Origin of the sequence: Psychrobacter sp. NC44 (genome assembly GCF_904846655.1) — a bacterium.
Lineage (GTDB): Bacteria > Pseudomonadota > Gammaproteobacteria > Pseudomonadales > Moraxellaceae > Psychrobacter.
The window spans coordinates 24,717-48,644 of sequence record NZ_CAJHBN010000002.1 but is presented as its reverse complement, the minus strand read 5'-3'; the positions used below and the strand labels follow the sequence as shown (position 1 = coordinate 48,644).

18 protein-coding genes are annotated in these 23,928 nt (G+C 43.1%); 4 read left to right on the top strand and 14 right to left on the bottom strand.

What is annotated here, in order from left to right; genetic code table 11:
• Positions 1-363: 363 nt before the first annotated feature.
• Positions 364-1,641: an adenylate/guanylate cyclase domain-containing protein gene (locus tag JMX95_RS01570; protein WP_227675923.1), complete on the top strand. Its 1,278-nt coding sequence runs from the start codon at positions 364-366 to the stop codon at positions 1,639-1,641.
• A gap of 141 nt (positions 1,642-1,782) precedes the next feature.
• Here JMX95_RS01570 and fdx read toward each other — a convergent pair whose 3' ends face one another.
• The 8 genes from fdx to JMX95_RS01530 form a co-directional block, all read right to left on the bottom strand.
• Complete coding sequence (gene fdx / locus JMX95_RS01565; protein ID WP_045445066.1) at positions 1,783-2,121, bottom strand: ISC system 2Fe-2S type ferredoxin; 339 nt, start codon at positions 2,119-2,121, stop codon at positions 1,783-1,785.
• A gap of 91 nt (positions 2,122-2,212) precedes the next feature.
• Positions 2,213-4,093: a Fe-S protein assembly chaperone HscA gene (gene hscA, locus JMX95_RS01560; protein ID WP_201559845.1), complete on the bottom strand. Its 1,881-nt coding sequence runs from the start codon at positions 4,091-4,093 to the stop codon at positions 2,213-2,215.
• Between the two features lie 273 nt (positions 4,094-4,366).
• Positions 4,367-4,948, bottom strand: a complete 582-nt coding sequence (gene hscB / locus JMX95_RS01555) for a Fe-S protein assembly co-chaperone HscB (RefSeq protein ID WP_201559844.1) — start codon at positions 4,946-4,948, stop codon at positions 4,367-4,369.
• 119 nt (positions 4,949-5,067) lie between these two features.
• On the bottom strand, positions 5,068-5,388 hold the full coding sequence (iscA, locus tag JMX95_RS01550) for an iron-sulfur cluster assembly protein IscA (protein ID WP_045445072.1): 321 nt from the start codon (positions 5,386-5,388) through the stop codon (positions 5,068-5,070).
• Positions 5,389-5,636: 248 nt separating this feature from the next.
• Positions 5,637-6,047: a Fe-S cluster assembly scaffold IscU gene (gene iscU, locus JMX95_RS01545; RefSeq protein WP_055124404.1), complete on the bottom strand. Its 411-nt coding sequence runs from the start codon at positions 6,045-6,047 to the stop codon at positions 5,637-5,639.
• Positions 6,048-6,245: 198 nt separating this feature from the next.
• On the bottom strand, positions 6,246-7,472 hold the full coding sequence (locus tag JMX95_RS01540) for an IscS subfamily cysteine desulfurase (protein ID WP_045451862.1): 1,227 nt from the start codon (positions 7,470-7,472) through the stop codon (positions 6,246-6,248).
• Entirely contained in the window at positions 7,469-7,978 is a 510-nt protein-coding gene (locus tag JMX95_RS01535; protein WP_045451863.1) for an Rrf2 family transcriptional regulator, read from the bottom strand. Before JMX95_RS01535 ends, JMX95_RS01540 begins: the two co-directional genes overlap by 4 nt.
• 514 nt (positions 7,979-8,492) lie before the next feature.
• Positions 8,493-9,137 (bottom strand): hypothetical protein, encoded by a 645-nt coding sequence (locus JMX95_RS01530; RefSeq protein WP_201559843.1) that lies wholly within the window; start codon positions 9,135-9,137, stop codon positions 8,493-8,495.
• 519 nt (positions 9,138-9,656) lie between these two features.
• Between JMX95_RS01530 and JMX95_RS01525 the strand changes: the two genes are divergently transcribed.
• Together JMX95_RS01525 and JMX95_RS01520 are read left to right on the top strand one after the other, a co-directional pair.
• A complete protein-coding gene (locus JMX95_RS01525) occupies positions 9,657-9,929 on the top strand; it encodes an HU family DNA-binding protein (protein WP_045445077.1) in 273 nt (90 codons plus the stop codon).
• 382 nt (positions 9,930-10,311) lie between these two features.
• The gene (locus tag JMX95_RS01520; RefSeq protein WP_201559842.1) at positions 10,312-12,186 is read left to right on the top strand and encodes a SurA N-terminal domain-containing protein; all 1,875 of its coding nucleotides are present in this window, start codon (positions 10,312-10,314) and stop codon (positions 12,184-12,186) included.
• A gap of 202 nt (positions 12,187-12,388) precedes the next feature.
• Here the strand turns inward: JMX95_RS01520 and purH are convergent, their stop codons facing one another.
• The 6 genes from purH to mrcB all read right to left on the bottom strand — a co-directional run bounded on the left by purH (position 12,389) and on the right by mrcB (position 20,617).
• Positions 12,389-13,969 (bottom strand): bifunctional phosphoribosylaminoimidazolecarboxamide formyltransferase/IMP cyclohydrolase, encoded by a 1,581-nt coding sequence (gene purH, locus JMX95_RS01515; protein WP_201501576.1) that lies wholly within the window; start codon positions 13,967-13,969, stop codon positions 12,389-12,391.
• 152 nt (positions 13,970-14,121) lie between these two features.
• The gene (gene fis, locus JMX95_RS13735) at positions 14,122-14,481 is read right to left on the bottom strand and encodes a DNA-binding transcriptional regulator Fis (RefSeq protein WP_087816165.1); all 360 of its coding nucleotides are present in this window, start codon (positions 14,479-14,481) and stop codon (positions 14,122-14,124) included.
• 275 nt (positions 14,482-14,756) lie between these two features.
• Positions 14,757-16,049, bottom strand: coding sequence for a DUF3426 domain-containing protein (locus JMX95_RS01505; RefSeq protein WP_201559841.1), 1,293 nt, complete (start codon positions 16,047-16,049; stop codon positions 14,757-14,759).
• A 196-nt stretch (positions 16,050-16,245) separates the two neighbouring features.
• A complete protein-coding gene (gene prmA, locus JMX95_RS01500; protein WP_201501574.1) occupies positions 16,246-17,172 on the bottom strand; it encodes a 50S ribosomal protein L11 methyltransferase in 927 nt (308 codons plus the stop codon).
• 122 nt (positions 17,173-17,294) lie between these two features.
• Complete coding sequence (locus tag JMX95_RS01495) at positions 17,295-18,104, bottom strand: tetratricopeptide repeat protein (RefSeq protein ID WP_201559840.1); 810 nt, start codon at positions 18,102-18,104, stop codon at positions 17,295-17,297.
• Positions 18,105-18,139: 35 nt separating this feature from the next.
• The gene (mrcB, locus tag JMX95_RS01490) at positions 18,140-20,617 is read right to left on the bottom strand and encodes a penicillin-binding protein 1B (protein ID WP_201559839.1); all 2,478 of its coding nucleotides are present in this window, start codon (positions 20,615-20,617) and stop codon (positions 18,140-18,142) included.
• A gap of 469 nt (positions 20,618-21,086) precedes the next feature.
• Between mrcB and JMX95_RS01485 the strand changes: the two genes are divergently transcribed.
• Positions 21,087-23,867 (top strand): heavy metal translocating P-type ATPase, encoded by a 2,781-nt coding sequence (locus JMX95_RS01485; protein ID WP_087816175.1) that lies wholly within the window; start codon positions 21,087-21,089, stop codon positions 23,865-23,867.
• Positions 23,868-23,928: the final 61 nt, after the last annotated feature.

The following is a 23,928-nucleotide window of genomic DNA, read 5'->3' as shown; positions in this document are numbered from 1 at the left end:
CGATATGTCTTATAATCCTGATTTAGTAGCGTATTAAGACAAGATGAGTGATGAGTGGTAGGCTTTTGGCTATCAGTGACATGGGTTTTGTTGCATTTAAAAAGTATAATGTAATCATTGATTAATTTTATACACAACTTGGCATAGAGGCAGGTAGTACGCGTGTGCTATCCTCAAGCCTTTTAATTTTTTACATAGCCTGTTTTACGTGAGCGAATACTTCATATGCCTTTTTTAGACACGCTGAGACCAAATCACTCTTCAAAAAATGAAGGGATTTATCGATTTGACTATCCAGAAGTCTTCGTTTTAATACTTACGGTCATACTCCTCGCTGTACATTTTAATTTTAGACCTACTTCAATGGCACTGCTCGTTATTGTTTGTCTGCCAAGTTTAATGATTTTGATTTATAACTATCGCCGCCAAAAAAGCTTTTGGACGTCTAATATTGTTATCATTTTACTATCGGTAGTTATTGGATCGATACAGTTTTGCACGGTTATTTCGCTTAGCTTAGCCGCGCTCATAGCACTCAGAATTATTATCAGTAGCCCTGAAAATCATTTAAAACTGATTGCCGTCTCTGTAATAACCGTCATTGTTTTCTATTATGTTAGCGTTACTCTAAGCAGTGCTGATATAGATTGCCATGAAGGCTGGACCACACCAATAATATTATTAGCCAGTATGATCGTCATACTGTATCAGTTTTGGCATGTGTACCAAGAGTATATTGGTTATGAAACTCGTGCTCATCAAGCTGTTGGGCGATTAAGCACGATGGTCTCCGTCATTAATAAGTTGACGCGCTTCATACCTCCACAAGTTTGGGAGCCTATCGTAAAATCTGATAGCCCAGTTACCGTTGCTAATAAGCGCGCTAAGCTGACGATTATGTTCTCAGATATCGTTGGCTTTACGGAATTGTCAGATAGTTTGAGCGCTGACAATTTGGCTGATATCTTAAATACTTATATGCATTGTATGACATTGATAGCAAACAAGCATGGCGCCGTACTTGATAAATTTATTGGTGATGGCATGGTGTGTTTTTTCGGTGAGCCAAATAGTCGCGGTGCGCGCCAAGATGCTTTAGACTGTATTGCAATGGCAATAGATATGCGTCGCGAGATGCGAACTTTGAGGCAGAAATGGCGCTTGATGGGCTTTGAGGGGTTGTACATCCGTATCGGCATCAGCACAGGTTATTGCCATGTTGGTAATTTTGGTAGTAATAACCGTCTAAGCTATACTCTTATTGGTAAAGAGGCCAATCTAGCGGCAAGACTGGAGTCGAGCGCTGGTAAAGATGAGATACTGGTCAGTGAGAGTACCTACGATTATATTTGTCATAATTATGACTGTCAGCATGCGGGTGCGTTCAAGTTAAAGGGTTTTGATAGCAAGATAAATGCATGGCAAGTGCTGGATCCAGATACGTATAAAGGTCATTTATCAAAGTGGGTTGATCACACACTACCAGGTTTCAATTTGCATCTAAATTTTAAAGATATGAAGGATAATGATTATCAAGATATCAGAGCACGCTTAAATTTTGCGCTTGAACGTGTCGAGCAGGAGCAAGAAAAAGTGGCAACTGACATAGCGGCAGCAAGCAAACGTAATGACAATCAATGATAATCATCATAAATAATCATCATAAATAATCATCCAAAAATAATGTTTATAAAATCAAGCGCAAAAAAGCCAGCTATTATTATGATAGCTGGCTTTCTTATCTAATGAAGTAAACTGTAATATTAGAACGTGTTCTAGCGTTTAGTGGTTTTCTTTTGCATGGTTGAGCGTATATTTAGGAATCTCAATGGTTAAGTCTTCATCATCGAGCATGACCTGACAAGATAGGCGTGAGTCAGGCTCTAATCCCCAAGCACGATCTAATAAATCGGCTTCAATATCATCCATTTCATCTAAACTATTAAAACCTTTACGGACGACCACATGGCATGTGGTGCAGGCTTTTGACATCTCACATGCATGTTCAATTTTAATGCCTTTTTCCAATAGCGCTTTACATAAGTTGCTGCCAGCTTCTAGCTCGACTTCAGCGCCTTCAGGGCAAATTTCATGATGCGGTAGTACGGTAATTTTTGGCATAAATCGTCTTTCCAGTGCTAATCAATTAAAAGAATAAAAATATAAGAAATGAGCTTAGTATGGTGACTAAGCCACATTTTAAATGTATCTGCTACCAATCTTGGGCATTCGTGCCTGCCATGCTGGCTTTAACGCTTTGATTCATAATACGGGCAGCAAAGGCATCACTGTGAGGCTTAAGCTTTGCTTGCTGTGCCTCGATAAGTGCCAAATCATCAGTAATGAGCGTTGTCTGCAACACTTGTATTTGCTCAGCCAATGAGTGCTGCTCCTCAGAAGACAATAAAGCTGCAAATTCTTTAAGGGCAGATTGTAGCGCTAATACTTCACGCTCCGCTTCTACTTTGGTTTCGATTAAAGAACGTGTATTTTTATCTTCTTCTGCGTGCTTGAATCCTGCAACGAGCAATTGTTCTTTTTGCTCATCTGATAACCCATAAGAAGGCACAATCTCAATCTTACTTTCTGTCTTGGTTGTGGTTTCCTGGGCGCTGACGGTTAGCTGTCCATTCGCATCGATACTAAAGGTGACCTCAATACGAGCAAATCCAGCTTTCATTGGCGGGATACCATATAGCTCAAAACGACCCAATGAACGGCAGTTATCTACTGTCTCGCGTTCGCCCTGTACCACATGAATCACCATGCCTGTTTGACCATCTTGATAGGTGGTAAACACTTGGCGTTTTTTGACAGGGATAGGCGTATTACGTGGAATCAGTACTTCAACTAAGCCGCCCATGGTCTCAAGACCAAGCGATAGCGGCGTTACGTCTAACAATAGTAGGTTGTTATTACTATCGCCATTGACCAATTGATGCGCCGTTTGGGCAGCACCTAAAGCCACGACTTCATCTGGATTTAGACGACAAAGCGGTTGCTTAGCAAAAAACTCTGTCACGACTTGTTGTATAGCAGGCATACGAGTAGAGCCACCGACCAAAATCACTTCGTCTAGATCAGCACTCAAAAGCTTGGCATCACGCAGGACTTGTTCGCATACGCTCAATGTACGGCGGCTAACTGGCTCTGCAATAGCCAGCAAATCTTCACGGCGCAGCACACCTTGATAAGATTGCTCATTCACAGTGATGTCAATATTGACTTGTTCAGCATCCGTCAGGGCTTGTTTATAAGCCTTGGCTTGTTGGGCGAGTATCGATTTATCATGACGATTCACGTCTTTAGGATCGATAGCTAATTGTTTGATAAGCCAATTGGTCATTAGACGATCGATGTCATCACCGCCTAATGCACTATTACCGCCAGTTGCCAATACTTCAAAGACGCCATCAGTCAGCTTTAAGATAGAAACGTCAAAAGTACCGCCACCCAGATCGTAAATTAAATAATAACTTTCTTTATCGCCGTTTTGCGTTGACTGGTCGAGACCATAGGCGACAGCAGCAGCAGTAGGCTCATTTAGCAGACGTAACACATTGATACCAGCCGCTTGGGCTGCATCTTTGGTCGCTTGACGCTGTGCTTCATCAAAATAAGCAGGGACAGTAATGACCGCACCCTCGATACTGTCTGCAGGCAATGCGCTCGCTGCCCGTTGCTCAAGCGCTGCTAAAATACGTGCTGATACTTCAACAGGCGATACTTCACCTTGAGCCGTCACAAATGCTGGCATGTCATCTTTACTGCCGCTTAACTCATAAGGATGAGAGAATTTGATATCAGCTTGACTACGACCCATAAAACGTTTAGCCGAGACGATCGTATTTTTTGGATCATCCGCTAAGTGGGCTAATGCATCAGAGCCAACTAACGGCTTACCTATGCTTGGATAATAGACCACAGAAGGTAATAAGGTATCGGTAGCTGCGCTTGCCTCTAAGACTTGCGCCTTGCCTGAGCGTACTACCGCGACCAATGAGCGCGTGGTACCAAGATCAATTCCTAGGCCAAAACGATGCTGATGGGGTTGGGCGCTTTGATTTGGTTCGGCAATTTGCAATAAAGACATAAGATAACTCAAAGATAAAATGAAGGAGATAAAATTAATAAGTGAAATGGAACAAATATGATAAGCGCACTATTGTGGTTTAACTGCTTTGTATGCACGTGAAAACGAAGATACTTAGCGATTAAAAGTGCTTAAAATAAGGGATTATACGGCATCGCTGTGACTATTTTAACCATCGCTTATAATATAGTTTTCAAATAAGCGTCATAAGCTAATAGCATTTATAAATAAATTTGGCATATAAAATAAATTAACAGGCTTATACTCAGTTAGTTAGACGTATAAATCATCATCATCTGAATGCTCAGCAGTCGCTAACTCATCGATACCAGTAGTCACGTCAGCATTTAATTTGACTAAGAATTTTAGTTTTTGTGTCGCATCAATCGCCGTTTGCCAATCTTGGTTTTGGTAAGCATCGTTAAAATGCTTAGACTGTTTTGCCAGTCGCTCGGTGATTTGAGGGTGTAGTTGTTGCAATGTCGCACGATCTTTACCCTCAATAGCGTCATCTAAATCCATACGCATCTGCATCGCATCTTCTAAAAAGTCCAAGTCTGCAATTGAATGCTCTAGATTCTGTGCTTGATCTGCCATGTCTAGTAGATAGCTAGCACGACTATCAGGCGCACTTAGCGCTTGGTAGGCTTGATTGATTAACGCTGAGGCCTGCTCAGACTGCTGTTGCGCTTGCGTAGTATTGGCTAGATTCTTGGTGACATTATCAGGATGATAACGTTTTTGTAGCAGACGTAGATGCTGATCGAGACTCTCTTGATTGACTTCAAACTGTACAGGCTGCTCAAATAGGGCAAAGAAGTTATCAAACTGGGCTTCTGCAGTAATGTCTGTCATATCATACGCCTTGCTTGTTATTTATTTTGAAAGTTTTCTTTAGCTGAGAACATATTTATTATGGCTTGAATATAGAGTTAGGAAACTCTAAAATCAAGGGTTTTTTAACCTTTGAACCATTAAACGGTAAAAGACTCGCCGCAACCACATTCGCCTTTTTGATTGGGATTGGTGAACTTAAAGCCTTCGTTAAGACCTTCTTTTTCGTAGTCCATCAACAAACCATCTAAATAGACCAAACTTTTAGGATCAATAAAGATGTTAACGCCGCGGCTTTCGTAACGCGTGTCATTTTCATCAGGGGTATCTACAAACTCTAAAACGTAAGCTAAGCCTGAGCAACCCGCGGTACGGATACCCACTCGAATACCTTCGCCTTTGCCGCGATTGTCCAAAAAGTCTCGAACATGCTGAGCGGCGCGTTCTGTCATTTCAATCATGCCAACTCCCATTGACTATCAATGATAAATATCAATCAAAAAAATCTGTATAAACTGGCAATGAAAATAGCGCACTTGCCAAAAAAATCTTAATAACGACCAGTTAAGAATCACTAGAAAATAAAAGGTGACAATTACATTAGCGTTATTGTCACCTCTTTAGCGTTAGTAGCTGTTCAATACATCGACTACTAAAGTACGGCCATTAAGACCGTGTACTTAGAAGTACAATACTTACGCTAATAGGTTTAGCTAGCCGCTTCTTCTGTCTCTACTGCTGCGCTATGCTTACCTTTATAGTCGCTAATAGCGGCTTTAATGGCGTCTTCAGCAAGTACAGAGCAATGCACTTTTACTGGTGGTAAGGCCAACTCTTTCGCGATATCGTTGTTTTTGATTTCGCCCGCTTGATCCAAGCTTTTGCCTTTTAGCCACTCAGTCACGAGCGAGCTTGAAGCGATTGCTGAACCACAGCCATAAGTTTTAAAGCGTGCATCTTCAATGATGCCGTTATCATCAACTTGAATCTGTAGGCGCATTACATCGCCACAAGCTGGGGCACCAACCATACCAGTACCAACGTTTTTGGCATTTTTATCAAGATTGCCGACGTTGCGTGGATTTTCGTAATGATCAATAACTTGGTCACTATAGGCCATGGGGTTTTCTCCTAGTTAGATGATGAGTAGTCAATTACTGACTTTAAATGTCTAACTACTCATCGATAATTGGGGTCAAACATTTAGTTAATAGAAACGGTATTTATAAAAACGGTATTTATAAAAACTGGATTTATAAGTGTCTGATCAATCGTTTAATGGTTCTGTTTGATAACTATGTCGTTGTTTTCGGTAATTTTAGTGCTCAGCCCATTCGACTGAATCTAAATCAACACCTTCTTGGTACATATCCCAAAGTGGTGATAAGGCACGTAATTTATCGACTGCTTCATGCATTTGTTTGATGACAGTATCGATGTCTGCTTCTGTGGTATAACGACCAAAGCTGAAACGAATTGAGCTGTGTGCCAATTCGTCTGGGCGACCGATAGCGCGTAATACATATGATGGCTCAAGCGTCGCTGACGTACAGGCTGAGCCTGATGATACCGCTAAATCTTTGAGCGACATCATGAGAGACTCGCCCTCAACGAAGTTGAAGCTGATGTTTACGATGTTAGGTACGCTGTGCTCAAGATCACCATTTAGGTAAATCTCTTCGATATCTTGTAGACCGTCCCACAGTTTTTGGCGTAGCTTGGCTGCATGTGCATGGTCTTCTTCATAACGCTCATTGGCTAAAGCAAATGCTGCTCCAAGACCAACGATTTGATGCGTCGGTAATGTACCTGAACGCATACCGCGCTCATGACCACCGCCATGCTGCTCTGCTTTCAAGCGGATACGTGGCTTACGGCGAACAAATAATGCACCAATACCTTTAGGACCGTAGGCTTTGTGACCTGAGAAGCTCATCAAATCGATCTTCGTGGTTTCAAGGTCAATTAATACTTTACCAACAGATTGTGCGCCATCGACGTGGAAGACCACACCCGCTTCACGAGTAATTTCACCAATGGCAGCGACATCAGTAATCGTACCAAGCTCATTATTCACCATCATGAGTGATACTAAGATAGTATCGTCACGTAATGCTTCTTTCACTTGCTCTGGTAAGATTAGCCCAGTGCTTGGCTGTGGCTCAAGATAAGTAATCTCAAAACCTTCTTGCTCAAGCTCACGGCACGTATCTAATACGGCTTTATGTTCGATCTTACTGGTAATGATGTGCTTACCACGAGATTGATAGAAGTGGGCGGCACCTTTAATCGCTAGGTTGTCTGATTCTGTTGCACCAGAGGTAAAGACGATTTCGCGTGGATCAGCATTAATGACTTCAGCCACTTGTTGACGCGCTGTTTCTACCGCTTCTTCTGCTTGCCAGCCATAGCCATGCGAGCGCGAGGCTGGGTTACCAAAGATGCCATCTACTGTCAGATACTCGCTCATCTTAGCAGCTACTGATTTTGCAACTGGTGTGGTGGCGGCATAATCTAAGTATATAAGGTTGTTATGTTGGCTCATGCTGGGTTTGCCTCGCTGTTCGATAGGGTAATAGTGTTGATATCTTTTATGGAAATCTCTTTGGTAGAGCTGTGCTGACGCTCTGACACTGACTGCACATTTTCCATGTCTAATAATTGCGCTAATGTTATATTTTTCAAGTACTGTTCGATATGATTGGACAGTGCACACCATAAATCATGGGTTAAGCACATTGTACCACCTTGACAGTCGCCACGTCCTTCGCACTGCATCGCATTAACCGACTCATCGACGGCAGATATGATGCTCATGACGTCTATTTCATGCAAGGGTTTGGCTAGATGATAGCCGCCTGCTGCACCTCGGATGCTAGTGACTAGACCACGCTTACGAAGTTTGGAAAACAGTTGTTCAAGGTAAGAGATAGAAATTGATTGCCGCTTGGCGATATCAGATAAGGAGACTGCAGTGTCTTGTTGGCTGGTTTGTAATGCCAAATCCAGTAACGCAGTAACGGCATATCTGCCTCGAGTAGTCAAACGCATGTGTTATCTCCAAACTTTTAAGTCATTTTTATTTAACAACGACCTTAGCAAAATGATAGTGGTGGCAGCTTGTAGCGCAATATGAAAGCTACTGATGGAATCACATAACCGCTAAGTTGTGTCTTATCGTTATTAAACAGCAGATGATGAACCCGATGTGTGCAACGATTAAGCCAATTATACTTAATCCTGAGTAATTTAGTCAAGATTAAAGTGTGGTTGAATGGTTAATCGAGCTTATCACTATGATTGATAAAAACAATGGTATTAAAGGGAGGGGCTATAAGATTGAAAATATTGATTCCTAGCATTTTTGAAATACTAAAATACAGTCTTAAGGTTTGAGTCAGGCATTTTTTTAACTTCTATCAATTATATTAGGACGTACTGAATGGTCAATACGCCCTAGTCATTTAAGCTCTTAATATGCTTTAATCGGCATCAAACGCATTTGGTAAAGTAGTAAGCAGCCTTTCATTGTTAAGCTGACATTGGTAAGTCGTTGTTGGCGAAATTAATTCATTAATAGCGCGATAATGGCTGCGATCATAATGACAAGAGCAGCCACGGTGACGATTATCAGGGTTTTCTGTTTGCTCTGTAACTCTTTAACCGTGATTTCAAGCTCACGGTTTTTAATAGTCAAGGTGTTTATTTGGGTTTGTTGCTCTTTGATGCGTAATTTATAGCTGTCCTTTTTGTCAGCCATTTCAGCTTCAGTAGGCTTGGTCTTACCTTTGCCACCTTTTATCTTTTTAATAAGACCTTGAATTAAGCTGCCAAGACCGAGTTGCATAATAAACTGCTTGACCAACTGTACTTGAACAGACTCGCCGCGCATTTGTAGTTTTTCGGTGGTTTCGCTGTCATGAGTGGTGATCGCATTGATCACTTGGATGCTATAAGCATTAATGATGACGTCAGGTTCGCTGCGGTCAATAGGTAACTCTGCGTCTAATAATACGCCTTTGGTGCTAAAAGTGGCAAACACCTCAACATGCGGTAGATACAAGCGTAGCGCCACGACAGTACCTTGCTTGGCAAGTGGGTAAGCGGCCTTACGTAGTTCGGGATCTAAACGTAACAATAGTGTCAGCGCCGACTCGATGAACACCAGCATGATATTAAGAAAAGAGTGAGACAACGTAGAACGCTTCATGTAAATAATCCGTTTTATATTTGGCAAATTAGAGGCAAAAGACAAACAAGAGTCAAAATTGACCCAAAAGGTGCAGTGATATTTTGCTTATAGTAACGCCTTTATAATAAAAAGTAACGCTAGTTTCTGTCAGTTGGAAAATTATTACTTTACAATTTGGTAATCAACAAGGACACAGATATTTATGACTGGCGATGCCTCAGTATGAGATGACATCTCTTTGAACGATAAGGCAGTATAGAGGTTGACTCGCTAAGTCGAAGTTAGGAAAAGCCAAGGTTACTAGCAGTTATGACCGTTGCAGAGGCTTTGCGTAACATTGAGTGTCAAATACGTAGTACAGTAGGCAAAAATATGTAAAATCGCTTGCGCTCCTTATGCTGCCTTGATATAAAGACGATAACAAAGCGAAACCTGTTAATACGCCAGTCAGGCAGTTTTTATTGCTTAAATGCTATGAGAGCGTTACAATGCTTGGCGTGAGCGTTTATTATCCCCCTTAAACTTGAAGGAAATTTTATGAATAAGTCAGAATTAATTGATAGCATCGCAGACAAAAGTGGCCTAAACAAAACCCAAGCTGGCGATGCATTGAATGCTGTTATGGAAAGTGTTGGTGAAGCGCTAGAAGCTGGCGATAGCATCTCATTGGTTGGTTTTGGTACTTTCAGCGTAAAAGACCGTAAAGCACGTACTGGCCGTAACCCTAAGACGGGTGAAGAGCTTAGCATTCCAGCAAGTAAAGTACCAAGCTTTAAAGCGGGTAAAAACTTAAAAGAGCGTTTAAACTAAGCCGTTTTATTAAAACGGATGCTGTATAACGACGTGATATACGAATGAATACAGCGTTTACTTAGTAAAGTACTATATGGTTTATAGCATGGCTGAAAAGTCATAATATGAATTATAAAAAAGCACCTAGATATTAGGTGCTTTTTTTATCGCTATAGTTTGTATCATACCACGTGAATATTTTGAGTCTGCATCAAAAATCACGTATCATAGGGCGCGCGATAGATGCGTTGTTTAAATAAGGCCGTTTTACTCAGTCTTGTTATTCTATATCAAATTCACACTTTCTTATTCTTACCATTGCCTGCTTAGATAGCATTGATATTAATAGTAATATTACAATGGTTTTTCATCAATATAGGTTTATAAAGCAGAGATAACTATGGATAAATTGCGCGATTTCTTAAAAAGCTGGCCAGGTCGCATTTTATTGATTTTATGCCTATCGCCGCTCGCTCTATTGGGTGTCGAAAGCTATTTTGGAGGCGGGGTCGATCCCAACCAAGTCGCTCAGGTGGGTGAAGCAAGCGTAGGGTTGTCCGAGTATCAGACTGCCGTAAATAACCGTCGTACTGAAATACTAGAACAAGTTGATGATGCCAGTCTATTAAATGAAGATGTGTTGCACGAGCAGGTGCTCAAAGGTCTCATTGATCGTACGCTATTGGAGCAGCAAGCGGGCAAGCTTGGTATGACAGTCTCTGATGACACGATTAATCGTTTGTTGCGTGAAGAAGAAATTTTTAAGGACGCAGAAGGTAATTTTTCTAACGACCAATTTTCAAACTTCTTGCGCCAGCGAGGCATGACTAAAGATCAGCTATTTGCTGAGTTTCGTAACCAGTTAAGCCTCGACCAGCTCAATGCCAGTATTGTTGGCACGGCAGTATATCCCATGCAAGCGGTCAGTCAATTGATTGACTTACAACTTGAGTCGCGCAATATCTGGCTGCATCGATTTAATTGGCAAGATTATGCAGATCAGGTCAAGTTAAGTAAAGGCGATATACAAGCCTATTATGATGCCAATAAAGATACGCTAAAAAGTGCGGCGATGGTAGATTTGGCATATTTGCAATTAAGTCCTAAAACCATTCAAGTGAATGAGGTTACGGCAGAGGATTTGCAGCAGCAATATGAAGCTTATAAGCAAGGGTTAGCGGTCGTCGATGAACGTAAAATCAGTCAAATCCTATTGACGGGTAAAGACGCGAAGACCAGAGCGGCCAAAATCAAAGCCCGCTTGGATAAAGGTGAGTCTTTTGCGGCATTGGCTAAAGCCGAGTCAGATGATCCATCAGGAGCAACAGGTGGCGATATTGGCACCTTTAATCCCTCTGTATTTGGTAATGATGCCGCAGCGGTTGAGCAAGCTTTAGAGGGCTTAAGTGTGGGTGATGTAACAGCACCTATTAAGACCAGCTTTGGCTATCAGATATTTACTGTAACCGAAGATAACGGTAGTAAAATCCCAAGCCTAGAAAGCATGCGTGCAGAGCTGACAGCAAAAGCGAAAGAATATAAGCGTCAAGAAATCTATGCAGATAAAGTGACAGCGATTAATGACTTGGCAGCAGATGGCTTTAGTATCGAAGACATCGCTCAGCAAGAGAACGTAACGCTAAAACGTATCAAGGATTATCGTAAAGAAAACAACAAGTCGGAGCTATCACAACCAGCAGTGATTAAGCAGGCTTTTGATGAGTTTACCATTCAAGATCAGGCAGTAACCGCAGGTATCGAAGTCGGTAACGGTACGGTATGGGTGCAGCCAAGCAACTATCGTCCTACGAAAACGCTTAGCTTAGCTGCTGCTACGCCAAAAATTACTCAGATATTACGTCAAGAAAAGGCAACGGCATTGGCGCTAAAAGAGGCGAAGAAACTAGCCGCTGGTATTAAAACGCCTGCTGATATCAATAAACAGCCAGTACGTTTTCAATCATTAGGTGAAGTTAATCGCCAAACCACTCTATTGACAGAGAAAGAACGCGGATTAGCCTTTAGTCAGCAAGCAGCTAATAATGGCGTCGTTGCCATTGCCAGTGAGACTGAGATGGGTGCGACTTTGTTGGTCGGTGATCGTATTAAAACAGAGGAGCAGTCGCCATTATCTGATGTGCAAAGAGCACAAACAGCTGCAATCATTCGTGATAACTTGGGGCAAGATCAGCTACAAGATTACTTGGATTATCTCCGCTTGGTATATAAAGTTGAAGTTAATGACGCCAATATAGCAAACGCGCAAGGGCGTTAGAAATAAAGCTATTAAGGAAAACTTGAGATACTTACTTAGTCATTCTTTCTGAATAACCTTTTCAAGTTTTAAGCATAAAAAAGCCACTGTCTACAGTGGCTTTTTTAATGAGTATTACTTTTATCATAAAGATTTAGCATTAATGGCGATACAAAATTCAATACTGCTATCAATGCTACTATTCAAAGTGATACGGAACAATTTAATGGCGGAAATGACGCATACCAGTGAATACCATCGCGATGCCATGCTCATTTGCCGCAGCAATGGTTTCGTCATCACGCATAGACCCACCTGGCTGGATAATAGCAGCAATACCGACTTGGGCAGCGTTATCGATGCCATCACGGAATGGGAAGAAGGCATCTGATGCCATAACAGCACCTTCAGTAGCCAATCCAGCGTGCTCAGCTTTGATAGCAGCGATACGCGCTGAGTTGACACGGCTCATCTGACCAGCACCAACACCGATAGTACGCTGACCTTTGGCATAAACAATGGCATTAGATTTGACGTATTTTGCTACATTCCAGCTGAATAATAGATCGGCGATTTGCGCTTCTGTTGGTTGTACATCAGTGACAATCTTTAAGTCATTGGCTGTAATCAAACCAAGATCTTGCTCTTGTACTAGCAGTCCACCGTTGACGCGCTTGTAGTCAAGCTGACTATCGCGTTGATCTGGCGCTGGCAGTTCGCCGCACACCAATACACGGACATTTTTCTTAGCAGCTGTCGCTTCAAGCACACCATCTTCGATGCTTGGTGCAATAATAACTTCTACAAACTGATTGTCGATAATGGCTTTAGCAGCTACTAACGTCAATGGGCGGTTAAAAGCAATGATGCCGCCAAAAGAAGACTCAGGATCAGTACTGAAGGCAGTGTTATACGCGGTTACTTGATCGTTATCCACAGCGACACCGCAAGGATTGGCATGCTTAACGATTACGCAAGCAGGGGCGCTAAAGGCTTTCACGCACTCAAGAGCAGCATCAGTATCGGCGATATTGTTATAAGACAGCGCCTTGCCTTGCAGTTGCTTAGCAGTCGCTATAGAAGCTTGTTGGCTTTTTAGCGGATGGTTTTCTGTATAAAAAGCGGCGTTTTGATGTGGGTTTTCGCCGTAGCGTAGATCCTGTGCTTTTTCGAGCTGCACATTAAAGGTACGTGAGAAATTCTCAGGCTGCTGGCTTTCATTGACACGGCTACCTAAGAAATTGGCAATCATTCCGTCGTACTGTGCAGTATGCTCAAAAGCCTTAACCGCTAAGTCATAGCGCAAAGCAGGTGTCAGCTCGGTGCCATCACCTAAAGCGGCAAGTATGCGCTCATAATCTGCTGGATCAGTCACGATACCCACATGAGCGTGGTTTTTCGCCGCAGAACGCACCATCGTAGGACCACCGATGTCGATGTTTTCGATAGCATCGTTCATGGTGACATCCGCACGAGCAATAGTTTCAGCAAACGGATATAAATTCACGACAACCAAATCAATACGCTCAATCGCATGCTCACTCATGACGGCATCGTCTGTACCACGGCGTCCTAAGATGCCACCATGAATTTTAGGATGTAGCGTTTTGACACGGCCATCCATCATTTCAGGGAAACCTGTGTAATCGGATACTTCGGTCACAGCAACATTGTTTTCTGTGAGTAAACGATAAGTACCGCCAGTAGACAGTAAGCCAAAGCCTGACTTAATAAGGCCTTGCGCAAATTCAACGATATTAGATTTATCAGAGACTGACAATAGAGCAAGTGGGGTTGTACTCATAAGAAAATTTCCATAAAAAAAGCCTGACGTAAACGTCTGGCAAGGTAACAATGACAATTTTTGCAGACATATCATGGTGGATAGCGTCAATAACGTTAAATTGCCATACATAATGATTGGTAATAAAGACAGAGAAATGCATATAGCAGATGCTACATTAAGTCATAAGTTTTGAGTTTTTTGCGTAAAGTGCCACGATTCAGACCTAAGATTTGTGCACACTTGGTTTGATTGCCTCGCGTTTTTTCAAGGACAACCGATAATAGTGGCTCTTCAACTTGTTTTAAAATAAGCTCATACAAGTCGGTCGGCATCTCATCGCCTAGCATCGCGAAGTACTGTCGTACCACACGCTCCACATGTACGCGCAGTGGTTCATGACGCTGGCTCGCATCGCTGTCTAATGAGGAGTCAACATGACGAGTTGAATGATGGTTAGCTGTACTATAATCGGCAGGATGCTCAGAGCTTGTGGCAAAATGATTGGCATTATGCTGTGCATGAGGTGCCATAAGATAATGTCCTTGGGATTGGAAAGAGTCAAACCATAAGATATCAGGGTATTATATCAAATTAATATCGTTTAGCGCTGACAGATTAACCTTATATTGGCAGCAGTATGACTAGGGTATATGCTTACTATTATAACATTGCCACAAAATATAACTGGCTGGGTCGCACTTGCATCACTACTGAACTTGCGACCTGTCTACGTTTTTCTGACGATTGAAGTTTTAAAAGACAAGGTTGTTTATAGATAGACAATATTTTGTTGGTAATTATCCATTCAATACAGAGGACTTATAGTCACTTCTCGAATTTGTCTATTAGCAACAGGGATGGTAAATAATATGTTTCGACTACTGTTCGCCGCTAATTGGCTTTGCTTGCTTAATAGATAATCAGCTGGCGTGGCGATGAATTCTCCAATCATATCATTTGCGCCGTATACGCTGACTTTAACATTCGGATACAGCTGTGCTTTGGCACTTTGATTGTTTAATGTGGCACTGACATCGCTCGACTTTCCATCCATCTTAATCTTACTCGATTTATGATTAAGGTTGGTAATCGTGAATGCTGTTAGATCGGCACTAGGTAAACTACAGGCAGCCACTGCACATACTGATTGTAAGCGCTCTGCATGCACTGGGTTTTTCATCAAAGTTTCTAGATTAAAAATGACGTATTGAGCAAAAAGTAGCAGTGCTAATACTAAGCATCCTAGCGTCCATAGTAAGGATGCGATAGAACGTCTCTGCGGCGTAGGTGTAAACTTTGCTTGTGCTTTTCTCACACGCTCTTCGGAGGTTGATGCTTCATCTTTAATTGGTACACCCATATCGAGCAACAGTTGTGATAAGTCGGTATCGTCTTGTCGAACCTCTTCGCTTTTATTTTGGTCTTTTAGGAGTTTTTCGAGCCAAGAATTGTCCGCAGTATCATCCACATTGGCATGAATATCATTAGCGGCTGCTGAACTGAGCGCCATTTGTGCTGATGAGGAATTTTCTGTTGTCGCATCAGATGATACTTTCGCTGATGACGCGTTGTTTTTATCTGTTTTTTTAGAGAGGTTGCTTGTTGGTTGGTTGTCTGCTGTAGAAGTATAACTGCTATTATTCATATTGCTTGCTTGAGTCAGCCAAGCATCCATACTATCTAGAGAATCATACTCTAAAACACTTTCTTCTGGCTCATCGCTATCCATATCATCATAGATTAAGCCGTCATGAATCAAATCGTCCCCAATTAAAGTATCAGATGAAATATTTTTTAAATGTGGAGGAGTGAGTGGTGACTTAGAAGCGCCTGCTGCATGTTGATTTTTATTATGATTGTCAGCGGTTTGTGCAGAATGTCCATTTGAATCGGATAGCGTATTGGTGTCAGTCGTTGTGTTTTCTTGAATAGTGGAAGTACTGACAGCATCGGCAGTGAGGATAAGATGTTTATTGACCAAAAAACTCTGTTGGCATTGATCACAGCTAACAGTGGCGTTTACTTTATTCAACTGTGTTTGCTGTATTTTAAAGCAAGCTTGGCAATGAGGGCACTGAGTTTTTATGGGCGTGGTCATAGGGTCGAATCCAAAAAATTATGGTTATCAATACCGCTTAGCCACTCGCTAATAGTTGCCTATAGTGCTAATACTGCCGTTTGTATCAGCTTTAAATATTAGCTGTAAATGTCCATAAATCATGAATAAGGACAGAGTGGCGTCAAATGCATGACATTTGACTGCCCTCTATCGTAACAGATGTAATTAAATGTTGCTAGCCTGTAAATGTACCAGATAAACGCTGCCAATGTTGGTCTTCTTGCGCTGTAAAAGCATGCTTTGCATCAAGCGCAAAATAAGGTTGATAAGCCGCCGTTACCTGTTCGGTTTGTGACTCTATTAGACCAGCCAAGACAATGCGACCTTTTGGTGCGATTAAAGTGGCGAAGTAAGGCGCTAAGCCAATAAGCGGCTTGGCTAGAATGTTTGCAACGATTACGTCTACAGGTAACACATCATTTTGTGCGCAGTAGTCAGTGAAGTCTTCTGGTAAAAACGCTTGCAGACGATCCCCAACGTGATTGCGTGCGGCATTTTGATTGGTTGCCAGCACTGCTTGTGGGTCGATATCGACGGCATATACGTGGCGTGCACCTAATAACAAAGCAGCGATGCCTAAAATACCTGAACCACAACCATAATCAATGACCACTTTGTCTTTTAGATCTTGTTCTGTTAACCAGTCAAGACATAAGCGGGTAGTGGCATGATAGCCTGTACCAAAAGCTAGGCCCGGGTCCATAATAATGTTAGTCGCCTCAGGATTGGGCGGCGTCAGCCAGTTGGGTACAATCCATAAATTATTGGCACATTCGATAGGATGGTAATTGCTCATCCATTCGCGCTCCCAGTCTTTATCATCTACAGCCGTGAGCCAGATACGGGTGGCTTGCACTTGTGCTGCGATTTCATGACTGAGCTGCTCGACTGCCTGACGACTGCCAGCATCGGTGGTCGCATCAAATAGCCCTGTCAAGATAACTTCATCCCATAGCGGTGATTCACCAGGTAATGGCTCAAATAAAGGCTGGTCACCTGCGTCGTCTAAGGCAATGGATAATGCACCTGCTTCTAGGAGCAGTGCCTCAGCCAAATCGACGTTTGCTTTTTCACATTGTAAATGCAGTTGTTGCCATGCCATAACGATAACCTTAATTAAAAATAAATGTCTATTTTGGATAAATGATGCGTATGCACAATATAAAAAGTGAATAGATATCAAGTGATAAACTTGGTATCTATTCACTTCGGTATGTCTTGATATCAGCGTAAGGCTTGCTTCGCTTCACTGATGACGCGAGCGTTGCCTTGGGCTTGTCCTGATTGCAAAATAATTTGCCACAGCGCGCGACGACGACTGGTATCTTGAGAAACACTCAGACCACGGCGTGCCATGGCTTCTGCCTTACGCGGCTGGTTCTTTTTTAATGCCACTTGTGCCAAATAGAAATACACCGCAGAAGATTTAGGTGCTAGGCGCTGTGCACGGGTAAAGCTGTTTTCAGCATTGGTCAGTTTGCCAGCTTTTAGTTGACTGATACCTGCTTGCATCAAATTGCGAAATGCTGGCAGGTTGCTATTGTTGGTGGTAGCTTGCTGTGTCCGTTGCTGCGAGTTTTTTCTTGCCTGCTCTAGCAATTCGTTGTGTGACGGTGCTGACGGCTCAGAGATGATGTAGTCATCACGCGAAGGAATGATTATAACTGAATCAGGTTGGGTCAACACGGGATTAGATGGTGTAAATACAGGCGTCTCTTGAGTCAATGGATTGGTTGATTCGGCTGGCTCAGAGGGATTATAAGGCTCAATGGGGTAGTCATCCTCGTCCTCTGTTCTGACAATGGGCGTTTGCGTCACAGTCGCTATGGGGGCTTTAGCTGTCTGCGATGATGGCAGCGTTTGAGTCGGTACGGTTTTCATAGCGGTAGATGCAGTCGGCGCAGTCTGGCAAGCGCTCAAACTCAACATGCCAGCTAGAGCACTGACTGCCAGCATCGTATTGGCTGGCTTGATTTTGATAGACCGCGTTATGACGGCTGACCTAGCTGATACAGTTTGCTTGAGAGATAACATTAAGTTGAGACCTTTTTTAAGTTTCACAAATAACTTTAGAACCATTCAACGGCACGATCATACCAAGTATCGGCACGACTTTCTGCATCATTACCATTTGACCCATCACTGTTTTCCTGGTTGTCGCTATCAACAGCTTCGCCATTTGGAATCTCTAAACCTTCACTACGGCGCTGCTGGTTTTGTTCACGAGCACGATCTTGTTGATATAAGCCGACAGCGCAACTGCTGGCTTCTTCTGGTAAATATGCCGACAGGACAGGCAGATAGCGTGCATCTGCACAGCGCTCATTAGACAACTTGCCTGAGTTGTTCTCTAACCACAACCATTCAATACCTTCAGGCTCTGGTAGTGCCACAGGCGTCAGTTTCAAGCGATTCATATAGTCAACCCAAACTGGCAATGCGCCAGTACCGCCGCTTAAACCAATTGGCTTGTTATCATCACGGCCAACCCAAACCACACTGACATAGTTGCCACTGTAGCCTGCAAACCAAGCGTCGCGGTAATCATTTGTGGTACCTGTTTTGCCAGCAAGATTTAGATTGCTACCAAGTGATTGCACGCGTTTGGCAGTACCGTTTTTGACCACATCTTGTAAAGCATAGTTAATTAAGAAATTGGTCTCAGGCGGAATACTACGCTGAGTGTTGAGTCCAGTACGTTGTAAAATACGACCACGGTCATCAATGACGGTGCGAATACTATGGATAGGCGTACGGAAGCCACCAGTTGCAAAGACTTGATAGACACCAAGCATGTCCATTGGGCTAAGATTAACAGAACCTAACAATGCTGACGGGTAGGGTGGTATTTTTTCTTTAATACCCATGCGCTGTAACTGCTTGGCAAAGGTATCGACCCCAAACTCCATACCTAAGCGTACCGCTGCTTGGTTATAAGACTTTGATAAAGCGGTGGTAAATGGCACATAACCATGGTCACGATTGTCATAGTTTTTGGGGTTCCATTTAGTACCATCGCTTAGATTGACGGTAATCGGTGAGTCATCGACTGAGCTTGCAAGATTATAGCGTCCACTTTCAAGTGCTGTCATATAAATAATAGGCTTCAATAACGAACCCACTTGGCGCTTGGCATCGACCGCACGGTTAAAGCCGGTAAATTCACTGCCACTACCCACCACAGAGACCAGCTCACCAGTCTCAGGATTGGCACTCACTAAGGCACCTTGCAAGTCTTTAGTTTTGCTACTATTACGACGCAGCTCACCCAATTTTCTATCAACCGCTTTGTCTGCGGCTAATTGTGCAATAGGGTCCAAAGTACTGATAATGATAAGACCTTCATTCTTGAGATCATCAGAATAGTACACGGTATTCAGCTCGCGCTTGACGATATCCAAAAAGTCAGGGAATTGACTTTTGCCTTCGACAGGTTTGTCCACGACACCAAGTGGCTGCTTTAGCGCTTTTTCATAGTCTTCTTGACTGAGTGAGCCAACGGCCAGCATATTGCCCAGTACGACGTCACGGCGTGCTTTTGAATCGTTTGGATGGCGACGTGGGTTGTAGATACTCGGGCCTTTTGCCATACCGACTAACAGGGCTTGCTGATCCAAGCGCAGCTCATTCAGTGGTTTATCAAAGTAAAACTGTGATGCCAAGCCAAAACCATTAATAGAGCGGTTGCCGTTTTGACCCAAATAAATCTCGTTGAGGTACGTTTGTAGAATTTCATCTTTGCTATAATGTAGCTCGAGCAATACTGCCATTAACGCTTCGTTGGCTTTGCGCTTCAGCGTACGATCTGAATTGAGATAGAAGTTTTTAATTAGCTGCTGAGTGATGGTCGAGCCGCCTTGTCTAGAGCCACCAGAAAAGTTGTTCAGTATGGCACGTGCAATGCCTCGTATAGAGACACCTTTGTGCTCATAAAATGCACGATCTTCTGTGGCTATTAACGCATCAATGAGTGGTTGTGGCACTTCATCTAACGAGACGACCAAACGATCTTCATTACTGTCAGGATAAATACCACCGATACTCACCGGCTCTAAGCGAATGATGCCGCTTTTGGCAGGCAAAGTGCTTTGCACGGACTCAATCTTATTACCAGCAATGGTCATTTTTATGACTTGCTCTTTATCCACATCGTTGGCGCTATAAGTAAAACCGCGAGTATGAATAAAGTAGGTATTACCTGATCTATGATAGGTTCCCGTGCGATCATAAGCTTTGTTGCTTTGATAGTTCAGCAACTCCAGCCATGTCTTCATCGTATCTTTGTCGACACTCGCGCCTTGATACAATTCAAGCGGCTGCGAATACACTTTAGCAGGAATATCCCAGCGCTTACCCTCAAACTTATGAGTAATGGTGCGATCAAGTTTGATTAAATATAGCGCCAAGAGCACCATGCCAGCAATAATGACAATTAAGATAAGACTACTAAATACCAACCCACGCTGCTGTGAAGGGAGCGTGTGGTTAACAGATTTAGAGGGCTGTGTTAACTTGGTATTTGGTAACTTGGAATTGGATGTTTGCACTGATGTCGCACCATTTTGGTATAAAAAACTGCCTCATAATGACGCAAATTGACAAATTTTTCAATCTATCATCGTCAACGCAGGCATTCATTGATTTTAAGCTGTGAGTCGTTATGCTCTTCACAGCACTTGCTTATAGTATAATCTCTGTTAAAACACGGTCATTGCTAACAAAGCATTAAAAGCTTTAGATTGGCAGTATCATTGTTATATAAGTGTCATATTAGCTTCATGTCACCATGTCACATAGCCATGCACGATAGCAGTTTAGAGATGCGCCAACGATGTGTTTTTTATGAATTAACCGCTACTGTTATTGTTTTATTTTTTGCGAGCCGTGCTGAGAGTTATTTAAAATAGCTGTTTTAGATAGGTCTTCTGCATAGGCGTTGAGTCTCGTTAGTGATAGTAAGTTTACTTAAAGCGAATAAGGTTCGAGCAAACCTGTCTAAAGGAAGTAAGCGCGATTATGTCCAATGTCCCCTCATCCATGGCATCGACCACCAGCCAGCATTATGAAGATAACTCTATCATCGAAGGTTTAGTACTGCCACTCGCAGGTCACTGTTTCCACTGCGGTGATCCTGTACCGCAGCCGCCGTTCCATGCCAAGATATTGGGTAAGTCGCGTGAGATGTGCTGTATGGGCTGTCAGTTAGCCTCTCAAAGCATCGTAGAGGCAGGACTTGAACAGTATTATCTGGATCGCTCAGAGATCAATCGCACGGCAAGTCTACCGACGCAGTTGACTCGCCTTGAGGCCTATGACCATGACGAGATCAAATCACAGTTTGTCTATGCACAAGACGGACTGTCGGTTGCAGAGCTGTCCGTCAATAACCTACGCTGTGCGGCGTGTACTTGGCTAATTGAGTCGCGTCTCGATGAGTTAGAGGGCATCAGTAAATGTCAGGTGAATTTGACCAATCAGCGGATGCGTGTGATATGGAACGAGGATAAGCTGCCGATCAGCCGTATTCTTGCCACCATTAATGAAATAGGCTACGAAGCCAAGCCTTATCGTCAAGATACGCATGAGGCGATGCTGGCACGTCATAACAACCAAATGCTCATAAGATTGGGCATTGCCGCGTTGGGCTCGATGCAAGCGATGATGTATGCCGTTGCCATCTATTTTGGTGAATACAGCGACATGCTAATATTTCAGCGTGATTTTTTGCGCTGGGTGTCTTTATTTGTCAGTACGCCCGTGTTCTTCTATGCGGGTATCCCGTTCTTTACCTCAGCGTGGTCGGCAATTCGTGCCCGTCAAGTTAATATGGATGTACCCGTCAGTATCGCGCTGATTGTGACTTTTTTCGCGAGCCTATATGCGACCATCACTGGGCAAGGGGAAACCTATTACGATTCGGTCAGTATGTTTATTTTCTTTTTACTGGCAGGGCGTTACATTGAGCATAATGCACGCCTAAAAGCCGCCACCATGGCCAATGACTTGGTCGTGGTTGAGCCAGTACTGGTACAAAAAATTGCGGAAGATAAAGAAGCCGCCGAGCTTATATTACAGCAGTTAAAGAAAAATGAGCTCGAGAAAACAGCTGTAAATGAAGACGTGAGTAATCAAGTCAGTAATTTGGATACAAATGAGGCGAGCACATCAGCCAATCCAACGCCTAATTTTATGCAAAGCATGGATGCCAATGTTCATCAGCTCACATCAAAAATTGCACAAGACTGGCAACGCACGCGTACTCAAAAATCAGCCATATCAACAACAGCAGATGAGGCAAAAGAAAAACAAATGGTCACCGCCCATAGTTTGCAAGTGGGTGATATCATTTTAGTTGAGGCTGGCTCTGAAATCATCAGCGATGGTATTTTGCTGAGCCAGACTGCTACCGTGTCGCAAAGCCTATTGACGGGTGAGGGCGACTTGATTATCAAGAGCCAAGGTGACTATATCGTCGGCGGTGCACAAAACGATAGCCAACCGTTTGAGATGCTGGTCACAGCATTGCCAGCAGACAGCCAAATTGGCTTGATTGATCGGCTGATGAACCGTGCCATGAGTGAAAAGCCCAAACTGGCACAGCAAGCAGACAAGCTGGCACGCTGGTTTGTGGCGCGTATTTTGGTATTGTCTGTCTTGGTATTCATTGGTTGGTATATCGTTGACCCAAGCCAAGCGATTTGGGCTACGGTCGCGGTATTGGTCGCGACTTGCCCTTGTGCACTGTCTTTAGCGACGCCGATTGCGCTGACGGTCGCGACCAATCGACTGGCAAGCTATGGGTTTTTGACGACGCGTGGACATACGCTACAAACGCTCGCTGAAATCACTCATGTCGCTTTTGATAAAACAGGCACGCTCACTTATGGTAAGCCAAATTTATTAAATATTGAGCTGCTTAAAGATAATGATATTGCAACGGCTACAGATGAGCAAAAAGATACGCTATTAGCAATCGCTGCGGCTCTAGAAGTAGGAAGCCGTCATCCGATTGCTCATGCACTATTGACTGCTGCCTATCAGTTGCATTTGCCATCGACGCAGGCCTTACAGCATTATCCAGCAGGCGGTGTTGAGGCAGTGATTGATGGCGTATTATATCGAATTGGTCATGTGGATTTTGCGTTAAACGATACTGATAATGATATGGTCATTGATTTAGTATCACAGCGCGCCAGCTCAGCGGTGGTTTTATCTTGTCAACAAAATGACTCGGTCACTTGGCAAGCGCTGGCATGCTTCTATTTCAATGATAAGGTGCGTGATAGTGCCAAAGCCATGCTCGATACGCTTAAAGAGTTGGGTATTGAGACAGTTATGTTGACTGGTGACCCAAGCCCGCAAGCGCTGGTATTGGCTGAAAGCTTAGGAATGCATTCTGCTTACAATGGTCTATCGCCAACAGACAAGGTTACTCACATTCAAAAACTACAGGCGGAAGGTGGCGTAGTGTTGATGGTGGGAGACGGTATTAATGATGCGCCAGTGCTAGCCGCAGCAGATGTCTCGACTTCTATTGCGGGGGCGGCAGATTTGGCACAAGTATCGAGTGACAGTATTATCTTAAATGGTCAAATCGACGCTATTACTGCGGCTAAGCGTATCTCTGATAAAACGGAACGTATTATCAAACAAAACTTCCGCTGGGCACTGATTTATAATGGCAGTGTGCTAATACCAGCAGCGTTAGGCTATGTGCCACCTTGGCTGGCTGCTATTGGTATGTCATTAAGTTCATTGTTTGTGGTCTTAAATGCGCTGCGCTTAAAGCGTGCTTAATACCTATTCAAAAAAACGATTAGCTGCGCCATACTTACTTAGCCTACTAATGTAGTACTGA